Genomic DNA, 24,569 nt, shown 5'->3' with positions numbered 1-24,569 from the left:
CTGGGACGACCGGGGACCGCGGGGCTGCTAACCTCTCGCCCCGTGCGGACCGTCCTCGTCTCCCTCGCCGACCGCGTGTTCGGCACCGAACCCAAGCAGCGCTTGCGGCTCGTGCAATGCGGCGTCGCGATGCTGCTGGTGCTCGGCAGCGTGCTCAACATGCAGTACCTCGTGGTCGCCGGCCTCGCGCCGGCCTGGCCGGTGGCGCTGTGGAGCGCGGTGCTCGCCGGCGGCTTCGCGGTCTTCTTCGGCGTGATCCGCAGCGGCCTCAACCTGAAGCTGCCCGATCCGGCGCTGACGCAGCCGCAGATGCTGTTCGCGATCGCCTGCGGCGCCGGCGGCTACGCGCTGGCCGGTGCGGGTCGCGGCGGTGCATTCCCGATCTTGATGGTGATCTTCATGTTCAGCATGTATGCGTTGCCGCCGGCCCAGGTGATGCGCATCGCGCTGTTCGCGGTCGTGCTGTTCGGCGCGACGATGGCCGCGATGGCCTGGCACGATCCGGCCACCTACGAGCCGGCCGTCGAATGGGGGCACTTCATCATGATCGCGATCATGGTGCCGGCGATCGCCGTGCTGGCCGGGCAGCTCAGCCGCCTGCGCGAGCGCATGCGGCGGCAGAAGAAGGAGTTGTCGACGGCGCTGGCGCGCATCCAGGACCTCGCCACCCGCGACGAGATGACCGGGCTGATCAACCGCCGCCACATGCAGGAACTCATGGAGCAGGAGCGCCAGCGCGGCGTGCGCTCCGGCTACACCTTCTGCATCGCGATGATCGACCTCGACGGCTTTCGCAAGATCAACGACCAGCAAGGCCACGAGTTCGGCGACCGCTTGCTGAAGCGCTTCGCCCGCGAGGCGCTGAACGTGATCCGCATCTCCGACCTGCTCGGGCGCTGGCAGGGCGAACAGTTCCTGCTGCTGCTGTCGGACACCCGGGCCTCGCTCGCGCGGCTCGGGCTGGAGCGGCTGCGCGAACGCATCTTCGCGATGCAGATCGACGCGCAGGGGCCGCCGATCCACGTCAGCTTCTCGGCCGGCGTCACCGAGCACCGGGCCGGCGAATCGGTGGCCGACACGGTCGCGCGCGCCGACCAGGCGCTGCGCGCGGCCAAGGGCGCGGGTCGCAACCGGGTGGTGCTCGCATGAGTGCAGCCTTGCCGGCCAGGCACTTCTTCCTCGCGCTGCTGGTGGTCGCGGTCTGGGGCACCAACTTCGTCGTTATCAAGCTCGGCCTCGCGCACCTGCCGCCGCTGCTGTTCGCCGCGCTGCGCTTCACGTTCGCGCTGCTGCCGGCGGTGTTCTTCCTGCCGCGCCCAGCGGTGCCGTGGCGCAAGCTCGCGGCCTACGGGTTGCTGATCGGCGTCGGCCAGTTCGGCGTGCTGTACCTCGCGATGCGCGGCCACATCACGCCGGGGCTCGCGTCGCTGGTCGTGCAGACGCAGGTGTTCTTCACGATCGGCCTCGCGATGCGCGGCAGCGGCGAAGTGGTGCGGCCGTTCCAGTGGGTCGCGTTGCTGCTGGCCGCGGCCGGCATCGTCGTGATCGGTTCGCACACCGGCGGCGACACCACGGTGGCCGGCGTGCTGATGGTGCTGTTCGCCGCGCTGTCGTGGGCCGGCGGCAACATCGTCAGCCGCGCCGCGGGCCGCGTGAACATGCTGGCCTACGTCGTGTGGACCAGCGCGTTCGCGGTGCCGCCGCTGTTCCTGCTGTCGTGGTGGTTCGAAGGCAGCACGGCGATCGAGGCCGGCCTGCGCCAGGCCGATGCAGTGACCTGGGCCTCGGTGCTGTGGCAGTCGGTCGGCAACACGCTGTTCGGCTATGCGGCGTGGGGCTGGCTGCTGGCGCGCCACCCGGCCGCGACCGTCACGCCGATGGCATTGCTGGTGCCGGTGTTCGGCATGGCCGCATCGTCATGGTGGCTCGGCGAATCGCTGCCGGCCTGGAAGCTGGTCGCTGCCGGGCTGGTGATGGCGGGGCTGGCGTTGAACCTGTTGTGGCCGCGGCTGCGGCCCGCCGGATAGCAGACTTCCGTTCGCCCTGAGCAGGGACTGAGCCTGTCGAAGGCCCGTCCGTCGAAGGGTTGTGCACGAAGCGCACAAGGCCTTCGACAAGCTCAGTCCGACCCTTCGACGGGCTCAGGGCGAACGGATGTGGATCAGACCCGCTCGATCACCACCGCAATGCCCTGGCCGACGCCGATGCACATCGTGCACAGTGCGTAGCGGCCGCCGCTGCGGTGCAACTGGTTCACCGCGGTCGTCACCAGCCGCGCGCCGCTCGCGCCGAGCGGGTGGCCGAGCGCGATCGCGCCGCCGTTCGGGTTGACGCGCGCATCGTCGTCCTGCAGACCCAGGTCGCGCAGCACCGCGAGGCCCTGCGCGGCGAAGGCTTCGTTCAGCTCGATCACGTCGATCTGGTCAAGGCGCAGGCCGGTCAGCGCGAGCACGCGCCGCGACGCCGGTGCCGGGCCCATGCCCATGATGCGCGGCGCCACGCCGGCCGTCGCCATGCCGAGCACGCGGGCGCGCGGCGTCAGGCCGTGGCGTGACGCCGCGGCTTCGCTTGCCAACAGCAGCGCGCAGGCCCCGTCGTTGACGCCCGAGGCATTGCCGGCCGTCACCGTGCCGTCGGGCCGCACCACGCCCTTCAGCTTCGCCAGCGCCTCGAGCGAGGTCTCGCGCGGATGCTCGTCCTGCTTCACGACGAGCGCCTCGCCCTTCTTCTGCGCGATCGTCACCGGCGTGATCTCGGCGTCGAAGAAGCCGGCCTTCTGCGCCGCGACGGCCTTCAGCTGCGACGCGAGCGCCATGCGGTCCTGCGCATCGCGCGCGATGCCGAAATCGGCGGCCACGTTTTCCGCGGTCTCCGGCATCGAGTCGACGCCGTGCATCTCCTTCATCAGCTTGTTGACGAAGCGCCAGCCGATGGTCGTGTCGTGGATCGCGGTGCTGCGGCTGAACGCGCTCTCGGCCTTCGGCATCACGAACGGCGCGCGGCTCATGCTCTCGACGCCGCCGGCGATCATCAGGCCGGCCTCGCCGCTGCGGATCGCGCGCGCCGCGCTGCCCACCGCATCCATCCCCGAGCCGCACAGCCGGTTGATCGTCATGCCCGGCACGCCGATCGGCAACCCCGCGAGCAGCGCCGACATGCGCGCGACGTTGCGGTTGTCCTCGCCGGCCTGGTTCGCGCAGCCGAACAGCACATCGTCGACCGCCTCCCAGTCGACGCCGGCATTGCGCGCCATCAGCGCCTTCAGCGGGATCGCGCCCAGGTCGTCGGTGCGCACCGACGACAGTGCACCGCCGTAGCGGCCGAACGGCGTGCGAATGGCATCGCAGATGAAAGCTTGTGTCATGACAACCCCTCGACTGATGAGTACATCAGCCGATCCCCCGAGGGGATGCCGGCCGGCTTGGGAGCGGCCCGGCGCTCGGCCGGCTGCGCGTCAAACGATTCGGGTTTCATGGAGGCTCTTTCAGGCGATCAGCGGCACGCCGCTCAATCGCTGCAGTTCATCGAAGGGCAGGCCGTTGAAAGTCTCCACCACCTTCAGCCCGGCGGCTGTCACGTCGATGACGGCCAGGTCGGTGTAGATGCGGCTGACGCAGGCCACGCCGGTCAACGGGTAGCTGCAGTCGGCGACGATCTTGCTCTCGCCCGCCTTGGTCAGGTGCTCCATCATCACGAAGGTGCGCTTCGCGCCGATCGCCAGGTCCATCGCACCGCCGACCGCGGGGATCGCATCGGGCGCGCCGGTGTGCCAGTTGGCCAGGTCGCCGCGCGCCGACACCTGGAACGCGCCGAGCACGCAGATGTCGAGGTGGCCGCCGCGCATCATCGCGAAGCTGTCGGCATGGTGGAAGAACGCGCCGCCGGCCAGCAGCGTCACCGGCTGCTTGCCGGCATTGATCAGGTCGAAATCCTCGTCGCCGGCGGCCGGCGCCGGGCCCATGCCGAGCAGGCCGTTCTCGCTGTGCAGGAAGACCTCGCGCTCGCGCGGCAGGTGGTTGGCCACCAGCGTCGGCAGGCCGATGCCGAGGTTCACATACGCGCCCTCGGGAATGTCGCGTGCAACGCGGGCCGCCATCTGGTCTCGATTCAAGCGTTGCATCGCCATCACGCCGCCTGCTTCAAACCGGCCGGGCCGGTGCTGCTGCGCGGCACCTGCACGACCCGCTGCACGAAGATCCCCGGCGTCACGATGTGCTCCGGGTCGAGTTCGCCGAGCGCCACCACCTCGTGCACCGACGCGATGCTGAGCTTCGCCGCCATCGCCATGATCGGCCCGAAGTTGCGCGCGGTCTTGCGGTAGACCAGGTTGCCCCAGCGGTCGCCGCGCTCGGCCTTGATCAGCGCCACGTCGGCATGGATCGGCGACTCGAGCACGTGCATGCGGCCGCCGATCTCGCGCGTTTCCTTGCCGCGCGCCAGCTCGGTGCCATAGCCGGTGGGGGTGAAGAAACCACCGATGCCGGCGCCGGCCGCGCGGATGCGCTCGGCCAGGTTGCCCTGCGGCACCAGTTCGAGCTCGATGCGGCCGCTGCGGTACAGGCCGTCGAACACCTGCGAATCGGCCTGGCGCGGAAAGCTGCAGATGATCTTGCGCACCCGACCGGTCGCGAGCAGCGCCGCGAGCCCCGTCTCGCCGTTGCCGGCGTTGTTGTTGACGATGGTCAGGTCGCGCGCGCCCTGCGCGATCAGCGCGTCGATCAGCTCGCCCGGCTGGCCGGCACCGCCGAAGCCGCCGATCATCACCGTCGCGCCGTCGGCCACGCCGGCCAGCGCGTCCTGCACCGAATCGCAGAGCTTGTTGATCATCCTGTTCCTCGCGGAAACCTGGCGTCGTCAAAAGTTCTTTTGACGAACCCAGGTTCTGTATAGGAACAGTTTAAACCGCCCGGGCCGGACCGCGCCGCTCAGGCGGCCTTCGCGAGTTCGTCCATCGCGTAGACGCGGCCGAAGCGGTTGGCCAGGAAGTCGGCCAGCTTCACGTCTTCCTGGCGCACGAAGCCTTGTTGCGGCAGCTGGCCGTCGGCCAGCATGTCGAGGATCGCGCACAGGCTGCTGGCGGTGGTGATCTGGATGGCGCTGCGCAGCTTGCCGGCCAGCACGTGCGCATAGGTCTTGCGCGCGTAGGTGTTCTGCACCAGCCGGCCCTCCTTCATGCCGGAGACGGTGACGAACACGATCACCACGTCCTGCATCGTCGTCGGCACGGCCTGTTCGAGGATGTCCTTCAGCACGTCGCGCCGATCCTTCAGCCGCAGGTCGTGCAGCAGCGCCTTCATGATCGCGGCGTGGCCGGGGTAGCGGATTGTGCGGTAGTTCAGCGTGCGCACCTTGCCGGCCAGCGTCTCGCACAGCGTGCCGAGGCCGCCGGAGGTGTTGAAGGCTTCGTACAGCACGCCGTCGAGCGAGAACTCCTCGCGCTCCTCGAGCGCCGGCACCTCGCGCTGCACGCCGTCGACGATCGCCTCGCAGGGCTCGCAGTATTCGTTGATGACGCCTTCGGTGCTCCAGGTCAGGTTGTAGTTCAGCGCGTTGCTCGGGTAGGCGGGCAGCGCGCCGACGCGCATGCGCACGCTGTCGAGGGTGTCGAAGCCGCGCGCCAGGTCGGCCGCGACGATCGAGATGAAGCCCGGCGCCAGCCCGCATTGCGGGATGAAGGCGGTGCCGGCGCCCACCGCCAGTTCGCGGATGCGCCGGGTGCTGGCCACGTCTTCGGTCAGGTCGAGGTAGTGCACGCCGATGTCGCGCGCGGCCTGCGCCACCTTGGCCGTCAGGTGGTAGGGCGCCGCGCTCAGCACCGCGAAGCGGCCGCGCAGGGCTCGGCGCAACTGCTCGGCATCGTTGACGTCGAGCACCAGCGTCGACAGGCCGGGGGTGCCGGCCATCTCGGCGGCGATGTCCGCCAGCTGCGGCGCCGACCGGTCGGCCACCGTCACCGTGTAGCGCTCGCCGCCGCTCGCCGAGGCCAGCAAGGCCCCCACGACGGAGCCGATCTTGCCGCCGCCGATCACCAGGATGTCTTTCATTGCCGCCTCGCGTGCTGTGGAGAGTGACGGCGATTGTCGGAAGCATGCGATCAAAAGGCAGCTTGAAATTCAACGAAACGCAGTGCACATTTCGGCATATTGCCGACGACTGCCGACGAAATGCCCAAACCCATCCTCGACAAGACCGACCACGCGCTGCTCGCGCTGCTGCGCGAGAACGCCCGCGCCTCCACCGCCGAACTGGCGCGGCGCCTCGCGCTGTCGCGCACCACGGTGCAGAGCCGGCTGGAGCGGCTGGAGCGGCAGCGGGTCGTCGCCGGCTACACGATCGTCGTGCCCGATGAACTCGAAGCCGCGCTGGTGCGCGCCCACGTGCTGATCACGGTCGCGCCGCGGCAGAGCGCAGCGATCGAGGCAGCGCTGCGCAAGATCGCCGAAGTGCGGGTGCTGCATTCGGTCAGCGGGCCGTTCGACCTGATCGCGATCGTCGCGGCGCAGTCGATCGGCGAGCTCGACGCGTTGATCGACCGCATCGGCGCGCTCGAAGGGGTCGAGCGGACGACCTCGGCCATCGTGCTGTCGACGCGGATAGAGCGGTAAAAGTCACGGAAGACGGCCTGCAGCCCCCATTTCCTGTCAGAGTTAGCAGGTGTGAGGACATGTGTCCCTCGGGATAATGAACTTCAAGTCAAGGCATCCGGCCGCCGACAACCTTGCAAGCGCATCACCCGGCGCGCAACCCTGGTCCCAGGCTGCCCGCCATCCGCATGAAAGAAGCCATCTCCCCATTGGTCATCGAGGTCCAGGAACTGCGCGTCGGGATGTTCGTCCATCTCGACGTCGGTTGGATGGCACACCCGTTTCCGCTCAGCAGCTTCAAGCTGACGACGGCCGACCAGATCGCGACGATCCGCAGCCTCGGGCTGCCGCGCGTGCGCTGGAGCCCGGACAAGAGCGACCCGCCGCCGGTGCCCGCGGCCACCGCCGATGCGGCCGCCGCACCGGCCCCGCCTGCCGCACCGGCCGCCCCGGCCGAATCCCCTGAAGCCGGCGAACGCCGCCGCCTGCGCGAAGCGCTGGCCGCCGAGCGCGCCACGCTCGCGGTCTGCGAGCGCCAGTTCGCCGAAGCCACCAAGGCCTGCAAGCAGTCGCTCGACCTGGTGTCGTCGAAGCCGCAGCAGGCGCGCGAGAACACCGAGGCGCTGAGCCGGGCCTTCGTCGACAAGATGCTGGCGGCGCAGGACCTGTGCATCCGCCTGCTGAGCGACGGCATCGGCGACAAGGCGTCGATGCATTCGGTCAACGTCGCGGTGATCTCGCTGCTGATGGGCAAGACCTTCGGGCTGTCGCAGGCCGAGATGATGGACCTGGGCGTCGGCGCGCTGCTGCACGACATCGGCAAGATCGAGATCCCCGACCGCGTGCGACACCGCGAAGAGCACTTCACCAGTGCCGAGACGCAGTTCTACCAGGAGCACGTGACGCACGGCGTGACGCTGGCCAAGAAGATGGAGCTGCAGCCGGGCGCGACGCTGGTGATCGCGCAGCACCACGAGCATGCCGACGGCAGCGGCTTTCCGCTCAAGCTCAACAGCGACCGCATGACGACGGCGGCCCGCATCGTCTCGCTGGTGAACCGCTACGACAACCTGTGCAACCCGCACGTGCCGTCGCGCGCGCTGACGCCGCACGAGGCGCTGTCGACGCTGTTCGCGCAGAGCAAGGCCAAGTTCGACACCGCGATCCTCGGCGCCTTCATCCGCATGATGGGCGTCTACCCGCCCGGCTCGACGGTGCAGCTCACCGACGACCGCTATGCGATGGTGGTGTCGGTCAACTCGACCCGGCCGCTGAAGCCGCGCGTGCTGGTGCACGACCCGAAGGTGCCGCGCGACGAAGCGCTGATGCTCGACCTGGAGCAGACCCCGCGCCTGGGCATCCGGCGCAGCCTGAAGCCGCAGCAGCTGCCGACGGCCTCGCTGATCTACCTGTCGCCGCGTGCCCGCGTGGCCTACTTCTTCGAACCGGAGCAAGTGCCGGACACCGCGGACACCGAGGCCGTTGCATGACGGTCGCCGACCCGATGCAGGACCTGATCGATGGCCTGCTCGAGGCGGTGTGGCTGGTCGATGCCGGCAGCCTGAAGATCCGCGCGGCGAACGCCGCGGCCGGCAACCTGTTCGGGGTCGAGCCCGCGTCGCTGTGCGGCCGCGGCGCCACCGACCTGTGCGCGACGCCCGAAGACCTGGTGTTCTGGAGCGAGGCGTCGGGCGGGCTGGTCGACCAGATCGTCTCCGACACGCTGGTGCGCGATGCCGGCGGCCGGCTGCTGCCGGTGACGCGCCGCGTCAGCCGCATCGGCGACGGCCTGTTCCTGGTGACCTGCCGCGACCGCAGCGCGCAGCGTGCTGCCGAGGAAGAACTCGAAACCCGCCTGGCCGAACTGCGCGCGACGCTCGAATCGACCGCCGACGGCATCCTGGTGACCGACCTGTCGGGCCACATCCGCAGCTTCAACCACCGCTTCGCCGGGCTGTGGGCGCTGCCCGAGGACGTGCTGGCCCGGCGCGACGACGAAGCGGTGCGCGACTGGATGCGCCGCAGCGTCGTCGACGGCGCCGACTACGAGCGCCGCCTGGCCGCCATCCAGGAAGCGACGATGCTGCAGACCAGCGACGTCTTCACGCTGCACTCCGGCCGCGTGCTGGAGCGGCTGACGCTGCCGCAATGCACCCGCGGCCACCCGATCGGCCGCGTGTTCTCGTTCCGCGACATCACCGAGAAGCTGGCTGCCAGCGCGCGCATCGAGGAGCTGTCGCACACCGACGCGCTGACCGGCCTGCCGAACCGGCGGCTGCTGGCCGACCGCATCGAGTTCGCGCTCGCGATGGCGCAGCGCGGCGGCAACCCGTTCGCGCTGATGGTGCTGAACATCGACCGCTTCAAGCAGATCAACGACACGCTCGGGCTGGGCTTCGGCGACCGCGTGCTGCTGGAGGTCACCGACCGCATCAAGGCCAGCCTGCGCAATGTCGACACGGTCGCGCGGCTGGGCGGCGACGAGTTCGTGCTGCTCGTGCACCAGGCCGATGCCGTGACCGCCGAAGCCACCGCGCGCCGCGTGATCGACGCGATGGCGCGGCCGTTCACGCTCGACGGCGTCAGCTTCACCGTCACCTGCAGCATCGGCATCGCGCTGTGCCCAGCCGACGGCGACAGCGCCGACGACCTGATGCGCCGCGCCGACGCCGCGATGCACCGCATGAAGGAGGCGGGGCGGGCGAGCTTCCGCTTCCACCAGCCGCGCGGCGATGCCGGCGAGCGTTCCGACAGCTCGCCGATGCAGATCGACCATGCGATGCGCCAGGCGCTGGCGAGCGGCCAGTTCCGCCTGCACTACCAGCCGCAGATCGACCTGAAGAGCGGCCAGGTGATCGGTGCCGAGGCGCTGATCCGCTGGCGCGACCCGGTGCTCGGCGAGGTCTCGCCGGCCGAGTTCATCCCGGTGGCCGAGGAGAGCGGCTTCATCATCCCGATCGGCGACTGGGTGCTGGCGCAGGCGGTGCGGCAGGCCGCCGCGTGGCGCGCCAACGGGCTGGAGATGCCGGTGTCGATCAACGTCTCGGCGCTGCAGTTCCAGCAGCCCGACTTCATCGACCGCGTGGCCGACGCGCTGAAGGGCGCGAGCCTGCCGCCACGGCTGCTCGAACTGGAGCTCACCGAATCGATCCTGATCCACGACGCGGCCGGCGCCTTGCAGCGGCTGCAGGCGCTGGAGCAACTCGGCGTGCAGATGGCGATCGACGATTTCGGCACCGGCTATTCGAGCCTGGGCTACCTGAAGCGCTTCCCGATCGCGCGGCTGAAGATCGACCGCAGCTTCATCAAGAACCTGCCCGACGACACCAGCGATGTCGCGATCGTCAACGCGATCATCCAGCTCGGCCGGGCGCTGAACCTGCGCGTGATCGCCGAGGGCGTCGAGACCGAGGCGCAGCGGCAGTTCCTGCACGACGCCGGCTGCGACGAGTTCCAGGGCTTCCTGTTCGCGCCGGCGCTCGACCACGGCAGTTTCGAAGGCCGCATCGGCCACGGCGCGCCGGCGCCGCGCAGCGTGCGGCTGGTGCATCCCGCGTGACATGAACTGACACGGATCGGCGCTGCGGCGCCGGACGGAAAAGTCCGCACGCTGCGAGGCGTTTACTTTTTCCCTACATTTTGGGGATCCTGGAGGATCCCGATGAGCCCTCTTGAGCGAACGCTGGAGCAGCGCGTCGAAGCGCTGGGTGTCCCGCTGGCGGTGGTGCTGCCCGGTGGGCAGCGGCTCGGCCATGCGCAGCCGACGGTGACGATCCGGCTCAACGAGCTGTCGCCGCTGCTGCACATCGCCGGCGGCCAGGTCGGCCGGGTCGCGCAGGACTACGTCGAGGGCCGGCTCGATTTCGACGGCACGGTGCGCGACCTGATGGCCATCGCCGCCCAGCTGATCGACGACGACCCGACCAAGTCGGAGGCCAGCGGCGCACCGCTTGCCTGGTGGCGCACCATCACGCGGGCCGCGCGCTCGCGGGCGCGCCACAGCACCGAATCCGACGCCCAGCAGATCCAGTTCCACTACGACGTCTCGGACGATTTCTACGCGCTGTGGCTGGACCCGCGCAAGGTCTACTCCTGCGCATATTTCCGCGAGGGCAGCCTGTCGCTCGCGAAGGCGCAGGAGGCCAAGCTCGACCACATCTGCCGCAAGCTGATGCTGCGCGACGGCGAGCGCTTCCTCGACATCGGCGCCGGCTGGGGCGGGCTGCTGATGTGGGCAGCGCAGCACTACGGCGTGCGGGCGCACGGCATCACGCTGTCGAAGAACCAGCATGCGCACGTCGAGCAGCTGATCGAGCGCTGCGGGCTGCGCGGGCGCGTCACGATGGAGCTGCGCGACTACCGCGAACTGCCGGAAGACGAGCCGTTCGACAAGATCGCATCGGTCGGCATGTTCGAGCACGTCGGCCATGTGCAGCTGCCGGCCTACTTCGACAAGATCCGCCGGCTGCTGAAGCCGGGCGGGCTGCTGATGAACCACGGCATCACCGCCGGCAGCACGCGCAACGACCAGCTCGGCGCCGGCATGGGCGATTTCATCGAGCGCTACATCTTCCCCGGCGGCGAGCTGCTGCACATGTCGCACGTGCTGAAGGTGATGAGCGAATCGCAGCTCGAACCGGTCGACGCCGAGAACCTGCGCCCGCACTACGCGCGCACGCTGTGGGCCTGGAGCGCCGCGCTCGAGAAGCAGCTCGACAAGGCGCGCGAGCTGACCGGCGAATCGGTGGTGCGCGCCTACCGGCTCTACCTCGCCGGCAGCGCGATGTGCTTCGAGCAGGGCTGGATCTCGCTGTTCCAGATGCTGGCCGCGCGGCCGGACGGCGATCCGGCCAGCGGCCCGATGCGCGGCGCACAATCCGGGTTCCCGTTCAACCGCGAGTACATGTACCGATGATCTACAAGTTCAAATCGAAGGCGGCCGGCGACGTGATCATGATGGGCCCGAACGGCGACCAGGTGCTGCGCCTGATCGGAAAGACGCCGGGCGCGACCGGCATCATCGAGCCGGCGCAGATGCCGGGCGCGATCGGCGCGCTGGAAGCGGCCATCGCGCAGGACGAGGCGGCGCGCAAGGCGGCCGAGCAGGAGGCCGCGGCCGCCGGCAAGAAGCTGCCGCCGGCCGACGGCGTGAACCTGCGCCAGCGGGCCTGGCCGCTGGTCGAGATGATGAAGCGCTCGCAATCGGCCGACGCCGAGATCACCTGGGGTGTCTGAACGCGGTTCGAGAAGGAATGGCCATGAAGTTGTGGAGTGACAGCTGGATCAACGGAGACCGCATCCCGGCCCGCCATGCCGCCGGGCGGCTCGACGGCAGCGCCGGTGTCGGCTTCTCCGACAACCTGAACCCGCACCTGGCCTGGAGCGAGGTGCCGCCCGGCACGCAGTCGCTGGCGCTGATCTGCCACGACTTTGACGTGCCCAGCCGGGGCGACGACGTGAACCAGGCCGACCGCGAGGTGCCGAGCGACCTGCCGCGCGTCGACTTCTTCCACTGGGTGATGGTCGACCTGCCGGCCGACCTGTCGGCGATCGCCGAGGGCGAGTTCAGCCGCGGCTTCACCCCGCGTGGCAAGCCGGGCCCGCAGACGCTGCACGGCGCGCGGCACGGCCTGAACGACTACACCGGCTGGTTCGCCGGTGACGCCGAGAAGGCCGGGCAGTACTTCGGCTACGACGGCCCGTTCCCGCCGTTCAACGATTCGCTGGTGCACCACTACGTGTTCACGCTGTATGCGCTCGACATCGCCCGCGCGCCGGTCGACGGCGCGTTCACCGGCGCGCAGGTGCGCGCCGCGATCGCCCGCCATGTGCTGGCCGAAGCCACGCATTCGGGCACCTACACGCTCAACCGACGACTCGCCTGATTCCAATCCACTGATTCCATGCAACTGACCCGCATCCTCGCGATCCGCCACGGCGAGACCGCGTGGAATGTCGACGGCCGCATCCAGGGCCACACCGACATTCCGCTGAACGACAAGGGCCGCTGGCAGGCCGGGCGCCTCGGCGCCGCACTGGCGCACGAGCAGATCGACCTGGTGTTCGCGAGCGACCTGCAGCGCGCCTTCGAGACCGCACAGGCGGTCGCCCGGCCGCACGGGCTGCCGGTGCACGCCGATGCCGGCCTGCGCGAGCGCAGCTTCGGCATCTTCGAGGGCTGGACCTTCGCCGAGATCGAGGCGCGCTGGCCCGAGCAGAGCCTGCGCTGGCGCCAGCGCGACCCCGACTACGGCCCCGAGGGCGGCGAGAACCTGCAGCAGCTGTCGGCGCGCTGCGTCGGCGCCGTGACGCGGCTGGCCGAGGCGCACCTCGGCCGCAGCATCGCGATCGTCGCGCACGGCGGCGTGATGGACTGCCTGTACCGCGCCGCGGCCCGCATCGACCTGCAGGCGCCGCGCTCGTGGCAGCTCGGCAATGCGAGCATCAACCGGCTGCTCTACACGCCCGAGGGCTTCACGCTGGTCGGCTGGAACGACACGCACCATTTCGACGGCGTCGAGGCGCCGGCGCTGGACGACCCCGGCAACGCGACCGGCCAGGCGATCCCCGACCGCGTGGGCCACGCGGCATGACGGGCGCGCGGGTCGGCGACCCGGTCGCGGCGGTTGAGACGCCGGCGCTGGTGATCGACCTCGACGCGATGGAGCGCAACCTGGCGCGCATGGCCACGTTCGCGCGCGAGCACCGGCTGAAGCTGCGCCCGCACGCGAAGATGCACAAGAGCGCGCACATCGCCGGGCTGCAGATCGCCGCCGGTGCGGTCGGCGTGTGCGTGCAGAAGCTGTCGGAGGCCGAGGCGCTGGCGGCCGGCGGGGTCGGCGACATCTACATCAGCAACGAGATCGTCGATGCGGCCAAGCTGGCGCGGGTGGCCGCGCTGGCCGGCCGGATCCGGCTCGCGATCGCGGTCGATTCGCCGCTCGGCATCGACCGGCTCGCGCTCGCGCTGAAAGCGGCCGGCAGCGCGCTCGACGTGTTCGTCGAGATCGACGTCGGCCAGGGCCGCTGCGGCGTCGCGCCGACCGCGGCCGGCGCGCTCGCGCACCAGGTGGTGTCGCACGGTCTGCGCTTCGCCGGGTTGCAGGCGTACCACGGCAAGGCGCAGCACCTGCGCAACGCCGACGAGCGCGCGGCGGCGATCCGCCATGCGATCGCGCTGACGCGGGCCGCGCAGGCCTCGGTGACGGCGGCCGGTATCGCGTGCCCGCTGGTGACCGGTGCCGGCACCGGCAGCTTCGCATTCGAGGCGGCCGGCGGCGTCTGCGGCGAGCTGCAGGCCGGCAGCTACCTGTTCATGGACCGCGACTACGCCGACAACCAGCCGACGCCTGGGGCGCCGGTGTTCGAGCAGGCGCTGTTCGTCAAGAGCCAGGTGGTCAGCCGCGGCGCGTCGCATGCGGTGGTCGACGCCGGCCACAAGTCGCATGCGATCGACAGCGGGCTGCCGCGCACCTGGCAGCGCGAGCTGGTGTTCGCGAACGGCGGCGACGAGCACGGCATCCTGCACCCGGGGCGCGATGCGCTGCCGGCGCTGGGCGACACGGTCTGGCTGGTGCCGGGGCATTGCGATCCGACGGTCAACCTGCACGACCGCTATGTCGCGGTGAGGGGTGGCCTGGCGGAGAGCGTCGTCGAAGGCGTGTGGCCGGTCGATGCGCGGGGATGCGTGGTCTGAGGCCCTAGAGTTCGTCCCGCCGCGGCAGGTCCGCGCCCCGCCGCGAGCAGGTGATCGCCGCGGCCTTCGCCGCGAAGTCCAGCGCCTGCCCCAGCTGCGTCGACGCCAGCGCCGCGATCGCCGCGCCGCTCAGCGAATCGCGCTCGGCCAGCCAGGTCAGCAACGCCGCCTGGAAGGTGTCGCCGGCGCCGACGGTGTCGATCACCGTCACCACCACCGGCTTCGCCTCGGCCTGCGCCGACGCGGTCCAGCCGATCGCGCCCTGGGCGCCGCGCGTCACCACCACCAGCGCGACACCGGCCGCGAGCCACTGCCGCGCCAAGGCCTCGTGCGCCACCCCCGGGTACAGCAGCGCCAGGTCCTCGTCGCTGACCTTCAGCAGGTGCGTGCGCGGCAGCATCCACTGCAGCTGCTCGCGCCAGCGCACGACATCGGGTTCGACGTTCAGCCGGATGTTCGGGTCGTACGAGATCAGGCAGCGACGGTGTTCGCGCTCGACCAGCGCGCGCAAGGTGCCGGCCACCGGCTCGACAACGGTGTTGAACGAGCCAACGTGGATCACCGCCGCATCGGCCGGCACGCGCTGCAGCGCCTCGACCGGCACCTCGCGGTCGGCCGCGCCATGCCCGTAGAACGCATACGACGGCACGCCGGCCGCATCGAGCCCGACCAGGCCCAGCGTCGTCGGCGCGCTGCTGACGTGCAAAGCCCGCGTGTCGACGCGCTCCGCCTGCATCGCCGCCACCAGCCGCTCGCCGAGGAAGCCGCTCGACACGCCGCCGAAGAACGCCACCGGCTGCGCCAGCCGCGCCAGCCCGACCGCGACGTTGAACGGCGAGCCGCCGATGCGCGCATCCAGGCTGACGCCGGTCGGCGTCGAGCCGGTCGAGAACACATCCATCAAGGCTTCGCCACACACCACGAACATCGAACGCTCCCACGGGACAGATGAAGGAAAGACGGCCATCGGCCCGCCAGCTTGCCCGCCGGCGGGACGCGGAGGCTACAGGGTTTTCCATTAATCAATCAACTTGATTTATTAAACGCCGCTGTCCATACTTTGCGGCGCGTTCCCGATACGCCACCTCACCCCACACCACAACGGAGACAAGCCATGCGCCTGAAGACCCTGCCGATCCTCTCGTCGATCACCGCCGCTGCTGCCCTGCTGGTGGCCGGACCCGCGGCGCAGGCCGCCGACCAGCCGATCATCGGCCTGATCACGAAGACCGAGACCAACCCCTTCTTCGTGAAGATGAAGGAAGGCGCCAACGAGGCCGCCAAGTCCAAGGGCGCGAAGCTCCTGACCGGTGCCGGCAAGGCCGATGGCGACAACGCCGGCCAGGTGACCGCGATGGAGAACATGATCGCCGCCGGCGCCAAGACGATCCTGATCACGCCGAGCGACTCGAAGGCCATCGTGCCGGCGATCAAGAAGGCGCGCGACAAGGGCGTGCTGGTGATCGCGCTCGACAGCCCGACCGACCCGACCGACGGCACCGACGCGCTGTTCGCGACCGACAACTACCAGGCCGGCGTGCTGATCGGCCAGTACGCGAAGGTGGCGATGGCGGGCAAGCCGGTGAAGATCGTCACGCTCGACCTGTTCCCCGGCCACCCGGTCGGTGCACAGCGCCACAACGGCTTCCTGAAGGGCTTCGGCCTGGCCGCGCCCGATGCGAAGAGCAACGAACTCGGCAAGGCCGCCGAGGTGGTCTGCATGGCCGACAGCTTCGGCGACCAGGCCAAGGCGCAGACCGCGATGGAGAACTGCCTGCAGAAGAGCCCCGAGGTGACGCTGGTCTACACGATCAACGAGCCGGCCGCCGCCGGTGCGTACAAGGCGCTGAAGTCGGCCGGCAAGGAGAAGGGCGTGACGATCGTGTCGGTCGACGGCGGCTGCCAGGGCATCAAGGACGTCGGCGCCGGCGTCATCGCGGCGACCTCGCAGCAGTACCCGCTGAAGATGGCGGCGATGGGCGTCGAGGCCGGCATCGAGTACGCGAAGACCGGCAAGAAGCCGAGCGGCTACACCGACACCGGCGTCACGCTGATCGCCGCGAAGCCGGTGGCCGGCGTCGACAGCAAGGACGTGAAGACCGGCACGGACCTGTGCTGGGGCAAGAAGTGATGAAGGGGCGGCTGCCCCCGCTCGCGACGCTCGGCCCCTTCATCGCGCTGCTGCTCGCCTGCGGTTTCTTCGCGACGCAGAACGACCGCTTCCTGACCGGCGGCAACCTGTCGCTGGTGCTGCAGCAGGTGATGGTGGTCGGGGTCATCGCGATCGGCCAGACGCTGATCATCCTGACCGCCGGCATCGACCTGTCGTGCGGCATGGTGATGGCGCTGGGCGGCATCGTGATGACGAAGTTCGCCACCGAACTCGGCGTGCCGCCGCTGCTGGCGGTGCTGTGCGGCATCGGCGTCACGACGCTGTTCGGGCTGGTCAACGGGCTGCTGGTCACGCGCATCAAGCTGCCGCCGTTCATCGTCACGCTGGGCACGCTGAACATCGCGTTCGCGATCACGCAGCTGTATTCGAACTCGCAGACGGTGACCGACGTGCCCGACGCGATGACGATGCTCGGCAACACCTTCGCGCTCGGCGGCACCACCAACGTCGCGTACGGCGTGGTGCTGATGCTCGCGCTGTACGGCCTGGCCTGGTTCGCGCTGCGCGAGACGGCCTCCGGCCGCCACGTCTACGCGGTGGGCAACAGCCCCGAGGCGACCCGGCTGACCGGCATCCCGACGCAGCGCGTGCTGCTCGCGGTGTACGTGCTGGCGGGGGTGTTCTACGGCATCGCGTCGCTGCTGTCGGTGGCCCGCACCGGCGTCGGCGACCCGAACGCCGGGCAGACCGAGAACCTGGACGCGATCACCGCGGTGGTGCTCGGCGGCACCAGCCTGTTCGGCGGGCGCGGCGTGATCCTCGGCTCGCTGGTCGGCGCGCTGATCGTCGGCGTGTTCCGCAACGGCCTCACGCTGATGGGCGTGTCGTCGATCTACCAGGTGCTGGTGACCGGCGTGCTGGTGATCCTCGCGGTGGCCACCGACCAACTGTCTCGCAAGGGAGCGCGCTGATGAGCACCACGGCAAACGCGCCGATCGTGATGGAGGCCCGCGGCCTCGTGAAACGCTACGGCCAGGTCGTCGCGCTCGACGGCGCCGATTTCGAGCTGCGCGCCGGCGAGATCCTCGCGGTGATCGGCGACAACGGCGCCGGCAAGTCGTCGCTGATCAAGGCCTTGTCGGGCGCGACCATCCCCGACGAGGGCGAGATCAAGCTCGACGGCAAGGTCATCCACTTCAGGAGCCCGATCGACGCGCGCCGCGCCGGCATCGAGACCGTCTACCAGGACCTCGCGGTGGCGCCGGCGATGAGCATCGCCGAGAACCTGTTCCTCGGCCGCGAACTGCGCCGCCCGGGCTTCCTCGGCAACGTGCTGCGCATGCTCGACAAGAAGAAGATGCTGGAGGAAAGCATCACGCGGATGAACGAGCTGAAGGTCGGCATCCGCTCGATGACGCAGGCGGTCGAGACGCTGTCGGGCGGGCAGCGCCAGTGCGTCGCGGTGGGCCGCGCGGCGGCGTTCGCGCAGCACGTGGTCATCATGGACGAGCCGACCGCGGCGCTCGGCGTCAAGGAAGGCAACATGGTGCTGGAGCTGATCCGCCGCGTGCGCGACAAGGGCCTGCCGGTGATCCTGATCAGCCACAACATGCCGCATGTGTTCGAGATCGCCGACCGCATCCACATCGCGCGGCTCGGCAAGCGCGCGGCCGTGGTCAACCCGAAGAAGATCAGCATGAGCGACACGGTGGCGGTGATGACCGGCGCAAAGCGGGTCGACGAACTGCCGGCCGATTGCCTGGCCTGAACCCGGTGCCGACCCCATGCTGAAGAACATCGACCCGGTGCTGACGCCGGCCCTGCTGAAGCTGCTGTGCGAGATGGGCCACGGCGACGAGGTGGTGCTGGCCGACGCCAACTTCACCGCCGAATCGCTGGCCGGCGGCAAGCCGGTGCTGCGCCTGCCCGGCATCGGCATGGCGCGCGCCTGCGCGGCCGTGCTGTCGGTGTTCCCGCTCGACGCGGCGGTGCCGCGGCCGGTCGCCTACATGCAGGTGAGCGGCACGGCCGACGGCTACCGCTCGGCGCTGCAGCGCGAGATCCTCGATCCGCTGGGTGCGCAGTGCGAGGCCGTCGAGCGCTTCGCGTTCTACGAGCGGGTGCGCGGCGCCTTCGCGATCGTGCAGACTGGCGAGATGCAACCGTTCGCCAACATCCTCTTCAAGAAGGGCGTCATCGCCGACGCCCTTCGGCCATGACCGAGCTCCAGTCCAGCCGGCTGCGGCCGCGCGGCTCCAACCATGTCGGCATGCGGCAGTTCAACGAGCGCGTGGTGCTGCAGGCGATCCGGCTGCACGGCGCGCTGCCGAAGGCCGAGATCGCACGGCTGACGCACCTGACGCCGCAGACGGTGCAGCTGATCATCGGCCGGCTCGAAGGCGATGGGCTGGTCGTCAAGCAGGCGCCGGTGCGCGGCAAGGTCGGCCAGCCGTCGGTGCCGATGGCATTGAACCCGGACGGCGCGTTCTCGATCGGCATCAAGATCGGCCGGCGCGGCATGGACATGCTGCTGGTCGATTTCACCGGCCAGGTGCGCGAGCGGCTGGTGCGGGCCTATGCCTTCCCCGACCCGCGCACGCTGTTCGACGAGATCGCCGACGGCCTGGCGGAACTGCGCGGCCGGCTCGGCCCCGAGCGGGCGCGCGTGCTGCACGGCGTGGGTGTCGCGGCGCCGCTGTCGCTCGGCGGATGGGAGTCGCTGCTCGGGCTGTCGGCCGAGGCGGCGCGGGCCTGGGCGCTGATCGACATCCGCGCCCGCGTGGCCGCGCTGACCGAGCTGCCGGTGGTGTTCGTGAAAGACACCGCGGCCGCCTGCGTGGCCGAGCTGGTGGCCGGCCGCGGGCGCAGCATGCGCAGCTACCTGTACATCTTCGTCGACACCTTCATCGGCGGCGGGCTGGTGCTGGACAGCCACTTGCGCGGCGGCGTCAGCGGCAATGCCGGCGCAGTCGGCTCGCTGGCGCTGGGCGCGAACGACGGCAGCGGCCTCCCGCGACAGCTGCTGAGCCTGGCCTCGCTGTTCGACCTGGAAGCGCGCTGGCGCGAGGCCGGGCTGGCCGAGGACGCCTGGCTGGACGAGCGCGCACTGAGTGCGCCGTGGCTGCCGATCACCGAGGCCTGGCTGCGCGACGCCTGCCCCGGCATCGCGCTGGCGGTGCACACGGCGGCCTGCCTGCTCGACCTGGAGGGCGTGATCATCGACGGCTCGTTCGGCCGAGGGCTGCTGGCGGCGCTGCTGCGCGAGCTGACGGCGGCGCTGGACGGCTACAGCTGGGAAGGCGTCGCGCGGCCGGAGGTGCTGCCGGGCACGATCGGTTCGGATGCGCGGGCGATGGGTGGCGCGCTGCTGCCGCTGTACGCGAACTTCGCGCCGGACCGGGATCTGTTCCTGAAGCTGGAGCCTTGATTCCGGCCATGTTCCGTTCGCCCTGAGCTTGTCGAAGGGTCGGACTGAGCTTGTCGAAGGCCTCGCGCGCTCGGACACAACCCTTCGACGGACGGGCCTTCGACAAGCTCAGTCCCTGCTCAGGGCGAACGGGTTGGTGTTCACCTCGAACCGAACATCATCTGCCGCGCCAGTGCCGACTTGACCGGCTTCAGCGCCTGCAACGCCACCATCCCCAGCCCGCGTGCCGCCCCTGCCCCCGGCAGCTTCCACGTGAAGCTGCGCGCCAGGAAATCGGTCGCGGCGATCATCGCCCAGCGGTCCGGCCCGCGCTGCCATTCGAGCCGCCGCAGCACCTGCGCCACGTCCGCGTTGCGCGACAAGGCCTGCACCAGCTCGAACGCATCGCGCAAGCCCAGGTTCAGGCCCTGCCCCGCCACTGGGTGCAGCGTCTGCGCCGCGTTGCCGATGCGCACGGTGCGGCCGTCGGTCAGCGTGCGCTCGGCGCTCAGCCCCAGCGCGAAGCGCTTCAGCGGCGACACCGCGGTGATCGCACCGACCTCGGCATCGAACATCGTGTTCAGCACCGCAAGCCGCTGCGCGTCGTTCAGCGGCTCGACCGGGTCGTCGTGGCCCGGCACGCACCACACCAGCGAGGCCTGGCCGTTCTTCAGCGGCAGCAGCGCCGCCGGCCCGTGGCGCGTGAAGCGCTCGTAGGCGACGCCCGGCCGCGCGTTCGCGAGCGTCACGGTGCCGACCCACGCCGTCTGCCGGTAGTCGCGGTGCAGCGGCTCGCGCACGCTGCCCAGGCGCTCGCGGGGCAGCTGGCTGAACACGCCGCCCTCGGCCACCACCGCCAGGTCGAAGCGCTCGGCGATGCCGGCATCGACCTCGACGCCGTCGGCCATCGGCTTCAGCCCCTGCACCGGCTGGCCGAAGCGGCTCAGCAGCCGCTGCGGTTCACGCTCGCAGGCGGCCAGCCAGGCGCGCTGCAGCGGCGCGACGATGCCGCCATAGGACAGCACCGCGCCCAGCATCGGCACCGCCTCTTCGAGTGCGCTGATGCGCACCGTCGGCTCGCCGACCCAGGCCGCCAGCGCCGCGCCGAGCGACGGCGGCTGCTGCGAGACATGCACCTCGACGATCGGCTGCGCCGCATCGGCCTGCCAGGCCTCGAGCCGCTGCAGCAGCTGCACGCTGCCGAGCGACAGCGCCAGCGTGCGCGGGTCGCCGGAGACATCCTTGTCGAGCGGGCGGGCATCGAACACGCTGACCTGGGCCTGCGGCAGCGACTGCGCCGCCAGCAGCGCCAGCGCCAGCCCGACCGGTCCGGCGCCGACCACGGCCAGCGTCAGCGGCTTGCCGGCCGGGGAAGAGGTGGGGCGGGGAGCGTTCATCGGGCACCTCGTGTGGCGGAAAAACGGCATTGTCGCGCTGCCGCACCCGACCCCTTTTCCAGGCCGTGGCGTGACATTTCGCACCGATCGCCAGCCCGCCGCTGTCCTACCCCCGACTCAGGGCATGGCTCGCCTGCGCGGGCGAGGTTACGGTGCCAGCTGATGTCTCTTCGTCGTACCCCACCCATGCCCGCCTTCGCAGTTCCCGCGCGCCTGTCATTCCTGATCTCCGCCGTCGTCGCCGCAGGCGCGATGCTCGGCGCCTGCAGCCCGCAGGCCGGCGCCTCCACCGAACAGGCCGCCTTCAGGATCAACGGCGAGCCGGTCAGCGAACACCAGCTCGAACTGGTGCTGCCGCGCGCGGCGATCGGCGACAGCGATGCGCAGTCGCAGGCCGCGAACCGCGACGCGGTGGCCGGGCTGGTGCAGGCATCGCTCGCGGCGCAGGCCGCACGCCAGGCCGGTCTGGACCGCGACCCGCGCACCGTGCAGATGATCGAGGCCGCGCAACGCGAGGTGCTCGCCCGTGCCTATGAAGAACGACTTGCCGGCACCGCGGTCGAGCCGTCCAGCGACGAGATCGACCAGTTCTACGAGGCCCACCCCGCCTGGTTCGCGCAGCGCCGGCTGGTGTGGCTGCAGGAGGCCGTGTTGCCGCTGCCGGCCGCGCGCATCGATGCGCTGAAGGCCCGGCTGCAGGCCGCCACCACGCCCGACAAGACGATGGACGCGCTGCGCGTCGAAGGCGTGCCGCTGAACGCGCGCCAGTTCGCGCTGCAGCCCGAAGAGACCCCGCAGGCGCTGCTGGACGGCCTGGCGCCGCTGCGCGTCGGCCAGTCGCTGGTGCTGCCGCAAGAAGGCGGCGTGCGCGTGCTGACGGTGCTGCAGACGCAGTCCGCCGCGGTGTCGCGCGCAGCGGCGGTCAAGCAGATCGCGGCGGTGATCCGTGGCGAGCGGCGCCGCAAGGCGGTCGAGCGCGGGCTCGCAGCCTTGCAGCAGCAGGCCCGGGTCGAGTACATCGGCCGCTCGATGCGGTGGAGCGCCGCTGCGACATCGGCCCCGGTGCAACGCTGACGCGGTTCAACTGCCGACCAGCGAACGGCTCCACTGCGGCACCAGGCGCCGCGAACTCGTCGCCACCGCGCACGGCAGCAGCACCGCGGCCGCGAACAGCGCGGCCAGCCCGGCGGCGCTGACCTCCGGCGTGCGCCAGTGCAACAGCCAGCTGGCGAAGAAGATCACGTACAGGTGCAGGAAGTAGACGGTGAAGCTGACGTCGGCCAGGTAGTCGAGCATGGTCAGCCGCAGGTGGCGCCAGCGCCAGGCCAGGCCGCACAGCAGCGGCAACAGCAGCAGCTTCTGCACGAAGCTCCAGTCGATCGCCCCCTGGCCGTGGAACTCGAACGGCTGCGTGAAGGTGTACTTGCCGTGGTGCCCCGACAGCATCAGGTGCCCGACGAACACCGCGCCGAACGCCGCCGCGAACCACGCGAAGTGCCGCTCGATCACCGCAAGCGTCGCCTGGCGGTACTGCCGGCACCACATGCCCAGCAGGTAGGCCGACAGGAAATACAGCGCGAGCGCCAGGTCGTGGTCGTGCGCATAGCTCGGCCGGTGCATCAGGATCGACAGCGGCACCAGCAGGCACAGCAGCGCGTAGCGCAGCGGCCGGCGCGCCACCCACAGCATCAGCGGCGACACCAGGTAGTAGACCGTGACGACCGGGATGAACCACAGCGCGTAGTTGACATGCGCGCCGGGGTAGAGCAAGAGGTACAGGATCTTCGCCGGCATCGACAGCGCGTGCAGTCCCGGCGCGGCGAATGCCAGGCTGTCGTGGCGCAGCTCCAGCGCGACCGCCGGGATCGATGCCACCAGGAACGGCAGGATCACATGGCGCAGCTTGCCCAGCAGGTAGCGCGGGTACGAGAACCGGCCGCTGCCGTGCATGAACAGGTAGCCGGCGATGAACACGAACAGCACCGTCGAGTTGTCGAGCAGGTCGGCAAGTGCGCCCTGCAGCTGCGGGTGGGCGCTCCAGTGGAAAAAATAGAGGCAGTGCGTCGCGACGATCAGCAGGATCGCGACGCCGCGCAGCCGATGGATGTCGCCGAGGAAGCGTGCGGGTTCGGCGACGGCTTCCTGGAGAACGTCGGCGCGGGAAGAGTCGTTCGAGAGGGCGGACATGCGCGGCGGCTCACCGGAAAGGGGGAGTGACGGGATGTCCCGTCGGCGTATTATTCGCCGCACTCCGCTTCCGGAGCGTGTCGTTTTCCAGGAGCTTCGCGCCATGGGCCTGATGGATTTCATCAAGAAACAGTTCATCGACATCCTCGAGTGGACCGAGTCCGGCGACGGCGTGCTCGCCTGGCGCTACCCGATGGCCGACAACGAGATCCAGTACGGCGGCTCGCTGACCGTGCGCGAATCGCAGATGGCGGTGTTCGTCAACGAGGGCAAGGTCGCCGACGTGTTCGGCCCCGGCACCTACAAGCTGACAACGCAGACGCTGCCGGTGCTGACCTACCTGAAGAACTGGGACAAGCTGTTCCAGAGCCCGTTCAAGAGCGACGTCTACTTCTTCAGCACCCGCCAGCAGATCGACCAGCGCTGGGGCACGACCCAGCCGGTCACGATCCGCGACAAGGACTTCGGCGCGGTGCGCCTGCGCGGCTTCGGCAACTACAGCTACCGCATCGCCGACCCGAAGCTGTTCCACACCGAGGTCTCCGGCACCCGCGCCAGCTACACCACCGCCGAGCTCGACGGCCAGCTGCGCGCGCTGATGCTGCAGCACATCTCCGACGCGGTCGCGTCCAGTGGCATCGCCTTCCTCGACCTCGCGGCCAACCAGGTCGAGTTCGCGAAGGCGCTGCAGGAAGCGACGCAGCCGTCGTTCAACAAGCTCGGGCTGCTGCTCGAGAGCGTCACGCTGCAGAACATCTCGCTGCCCGAGGAGTTGCAGAAGATCCTCGACCAGAAGATCGGCATGGGCATGGTCGGCAACGACATGGGCAAGTTCATGCAGTACCAGACCGCGCAGTCGCTGCCGAAGTTCGCCGAAGGCGGCGGCGGTGGCGGCGGCATCGCCGGCGATGCGATGGGCCTGGGCGCCGGGGTCGCGCTCGGCCAGGTGCTGGCGCAGCAGCTGGGCCAGGGCCTGCAGCAACCCGCTGCGGCGCCGGCCGCGCCAGCCGCCGCGGCGGCGATCCGTCCCGACGAGGTGATGGCCACGCTCGAGAAGCTCGGCGACCTGAAGGCCAAGGGCATCCTGACCCAGGACGAGTTCGACGCCAAGAAGGCCGAGCTGCTGAAGAAACTGGTCTAGAGGATGACGACCCCCACGTCGCTGCGCTCCTGCCCCCCGCGGGGG

24 protein-coding genes are annotated in these 24,569 nt (G+C 70.1%); 17 read left to right on the top strand and 7 right to left on the bottom strand.

The features are described from left to right. Positions 1–42 precede the first annotated feature (42 nt). Positions 43–1,149: a GGDEF domain-containing protein gene (locus ASC98_RS11830; protein WP_056804411.1), complete on the top strand. Its 1,107-nt coding sequence runs from the start codon at positions 43–45 to the stop codon at positions 1,147–1,149. An 8-nt stretch (positions 1,150–1,157) separates the two neighbouring features. Beyond that, positions 1,158–2,027, top strand: coding sequence for an EamA family transporter (locus tag ASC98_RS11825; protein WP_369820439.1), 870 nt, complete (start codon positions 1,158–1,160; stop codon positions 2,025–2,027). A 134-nt stretch (positions 2,028–2,161) separates the two neighbouring features. Here the strand turns inward: ASC98_RS11825 and pcaF are convergent, their stop codons facing one another. The 4 genes from pcaF to ASC98_RS11805 form a co-directional block, all read right to left on the bottom strand. Further along, positions 2,162–3,364 (bottom strand): 3-oxoadipyl-CoA thiolase, encoded by a 1,203-nt coding sequence (gene pcaF, locus ASC98_RS11820; protein ID WP_056804405.1) that lies wholly within the window; start codon positions 3,362–3,364, stop codon positions 2,162–2,164. Between the two features lie 120 nt (positions 3,365–3,484). Further along, positions 3,485–4,120, bottom strand: coding sequence for a 3-oxoacid CoA-transferase subunit B (locus ASC98_RS11815; protein WP_056804837.1), 636 nt, complete (start codon positions 4,118–4,120; stop codon positions 3,485–3,487). A 5-nt stretch (positions 4,121–4,125) separates the two neighbouring features. Further along, the gene (locus ASC98_RS11810) at positions 4,126–4,827 is read right to left on the bottom strand and encodes a 3-oxoacid CoA-transferase subunit A (protein ID WP_056804401.1); all 702 of its coding nucleotides are present in this window, start codon (positions 4,825–4,827) and stop codon (positions 4,126–4,128) included. Between the two features lie 98 nt (positions 4,828–4,925). Then, on the bottom strand, positions 4,926–6,044 hold the full coding sequence (locus ASC98_RS11805; RefSeq protein WP_056804398.1) for a saccharopine dehydrogenase family protein: 1,119 nt from the start codon (positions 6,042–6,044) through the stop codon (positions 4,926–4,928). Positions 6,045–6,164: 120 nt separating this feature from the next. On the opposite strand from ASC98_RS11805, the gene ASC98_RS11800 reads away from it, so the two are divergent. From ASC98_RS11800 to ASC98_RS11765, 8 genes are all read left to right on the top strand, one after another. Then, positions 6,165–6,605, top strand: coding sequence for an Lrp/AsnC family transcriptional regulator (locus ASC98_RS11800; protein WP_056804834.1), 441 nt, complete (start codon positions 6,165–6,167; stop codon positions 6,603–6,605). A 167-nt stretch (positions 6,606–6,772) separates the two neighbouring features. After that, entirely contained in the window at positions 6,773–8,074 is a 1,302-nt protein-coding gene (locus tag ASC98_RS11795) for an HD-GYP domain-containing protein (protein WP_056804395.1), read from the top strand. Continuing rightward, positions 8,071–10,143: a bifunctional diguanylate cyclase/phosphodiesterase gene (locus ASC98_RS11790; protein WP_082541835.1), complete on the top strand. Its 2,073-nt coding sequence runs from the start codon at positions 8,071–8,073 to the stop codon at positions 10,141–10,143. Before ASC98_RS11795 ends, ASC98_RS11790 begins: the two co-directional genes overlap by 4 nt. 102 nt (positions 10,144–10,245) lie before the next feature. Next, positions 10,246–11,499, top strand: coding sequence for a cyclopropane-fatty-acyl-phospholipid synthase family protein (locus ASC98_RS11785; protein ID WP_056804392.1), 1,254 nt, complete (start codon positions 10,246–10,248; stop codon positions 11,497–11,499). After that, complete coding sequence (locus tag ASC98_RS11780) at positions 11,496–11,819, top strand: DUF1840 domain-containing protein (protein WP_056804389.1); 324 nt, start codon at positions 11,496–11,498, stop codon at positions 11,817–11,819. The genes ASC98_RS11785 and ASC98_RS11780 overlap by 4 nt, the downstream gene beginning before the upstream one ends. 23 nt (positions 11,820–11,842) lie before the next feature. After that, the gene (locus ASC98_RS11775; RefSeq protein WP_056804831.1) at positions 11,843–12,469 is read left to right on the top strand and encodes a YbhB/YbcL family Raf kinase inhibitor-like protein; all 627 of its coding nucleotides are present in this window, start codon (positions 11,843–11,845) and stop codon (positions 12,467–12,469) included. A gap of 18 nt (positions 12,470–12,487) precedes the next feature. Continuing rightward, positions 12,488–13,177, top strand: coding sequence for a histidine phosphatase family protein (locus ASC98_RS11770; protein WP_056804386.1), 690 nt, complete (start codon positions 12,488–12,490; stop codon positions 13,175–13,177). Further along, complete coding sequence (locus ASC98_RS11765; protein ID WP_056804385.1) at positions 13,174–14,280, top strand: DSD1 family PLP-dependent enzyme; 1,107 nt, start codon at positions 13,174–13,176, stop codon at positions 14,278–14,280. Before ASC98_RS11770 ends, ASC98_RS11765 begins: the two co-directional genes overlap by 4 nt. A 4-nt stretch (positions 14,281–14,284) precedes the next feature. Here ASC98_RS11765 and ASC98_RS11760 read toward each other — a convergent pair whose 3' ends face one another. Continuing rightward, positions 14,285–15,208 (bottom strand): carbohydrate kinase, encoded by a 924-nt coding sequence (locus ASC98_RS11760; protein WP_056804382.1) that lies wholly within the window; start codon positions 15,206–15,208, stop codon positions 14,285–14,287. A gap of 186 nt (positions 15,209–15,394) precedes the next feature. Between ASC98_RS11760 and ASC98_RS11755 the strand changes: the two genes are divergently transcribed. The 5 genes from ASC98_RS11755 to ASC98_RS11735 are packed head-to-tail and all read left to right on the top strand — an operon-like array spanning position 15,395 to position 19,820. Then, positions 15,395–16,411 carry a sugar ABC transporter substrate-binding protein gene (locus ASC98_RS11755; protein ID WP_082541834.1) on the top strand — a complete coding sequence of 339 codons (1,017 nt, stop codon included), beginning with the start codon at positions 15,395–15,397 and terminating at the stop codon, positions 16,409–16,411. Continuing rightward, the gene (locus ASC98_RS11750; RefSeq protein ID WP_056804380.1) at positions 16,411–17,364 is read left to right on the top strand and encodes an ABC transporter permease; all 954 of its coding nucleotides are present in this window, start codon (positions 16,411–16,413) and stop codon (positions 17,362–17,364) included. The genes ASC98_RS11755 and ASC98_RS11750 overlap by 1 nt, the downstream gene beginning before the upstream one ends. Further along, positions 17,364–18,161, top strand: coding sequence for an ATP-binding cassette domain-containing protein (locus ASC98_RS11745; RefSeq protein WP_056804377.1), 798 nt, complete (start codon positions 17,364–17,366; stop codon positions 18,159–18,161). The genes ASC98_RS11750 and ASC98_RS11745 overlap by 1 nt, the downstream gene beginning before the upstream one ends. Before the next feature lie 16 nt (positions 18,162–18,177). Continuing rightward, positions 18,178–18,612 (top strand): RbsD/FucU family protein, encoded by a 435-nt coding sequence (locus ASC98_RS11740; RefSeq protein WP_056804374.1) that lies wholly within the window; start codon positions 18,178–18,180, stop codon positions 18,610–18,612. Beyond that, entirely contained in the window at positions 18,609–19,820 is a 1,212-nt protein-coding gene (locus ASC98_RS11735; RefSeq protein WP_056804371.1) for an ROK family transcriptional regulator, read from the top strand. Before ASC98_RS11740 ends, ASC98_RS11735 begins: the two co-directional genes overlap by 4 nt. Before the next feature lie 140 nt (positions 19,821–19,960). Here the strand turns inward: ASC98_RS11735 and ASC98_RS11730 are convergent, their stop codons facing one another. Continuing rightward, positions 19,961–21,196 (bottom strand): FAD-dependent monooxygenase, encoded by a 1,236-nt coding sequence (locus ASC98_RS11730; RefSeq protein WP_056804368.1) that lies wholly within the window; start codon positions 21,194–21,196, stop codon positions 19,961–19,963. A gap of 186 nt (positions 21,197–21,382) precedes the next feature. On the opposite strand from ASC98_RS11730, the gene ASC98_RS11725 reads away from it, so the two are divergent. Beyond that, positions 21,383–22,270, top strand: a complete 888-nt coding sequence (locus ASC98_RS11725) for an EpsD family peptidyl-prolyl cis-trans isomerase (RefSeq protein ID WP_056804365.1) — start codon at positions 21,383–21,385, stop codon at positions 22,268–22,270. 6 nt (positions 22,271–22,276) lie between these two features. Here ASC98_RS11725 and ASC98_RS11720 read toward each other — a convergent pair whose 3' ends face one another. Next, on the bottom strand, positions 22,277–23,383 hold the full coding sequence (locus ASC98_RS11720; protein ID WP_056804362.1) for an acyltransferase: 1,107 nt from the start codon (positions 23,381–23,383) through the stop codon (positions 22,277–22,279). Positions 23,384–23,486: 103 nt separating this feature from the next. Here ASC98_RS11720 and ASC98_RS11715 point away from each other — a divergent pair, with 103 nt between their 5' ends. Continuing rightward, a complete protein-coding gene (locus ASC98_RS11715; RefSeq protein WP_056804358.1) occupies positions 23,487–24,524 on the top strand; it encodes an SPFH domain-containing protein in 1,038 nt (345 codons plus the stop codon). Positions 24,525–24,569 lie beyond the last annotated feature (45 nt).

Source organism: Rhizobacter sp. Root1238, from assembly GCF_001425825.1.
In the GTDB taxonomy this organism is placed as follows: domain Bacteria; phylum Pseudomonadota; class Gammaproteobacteria; order Burkholderiales; family Burkholderiaceae_C; genus Rhizobacter.
This window is presented reverse-complemented; position numbering and strand designations above follow the sequence as displayed.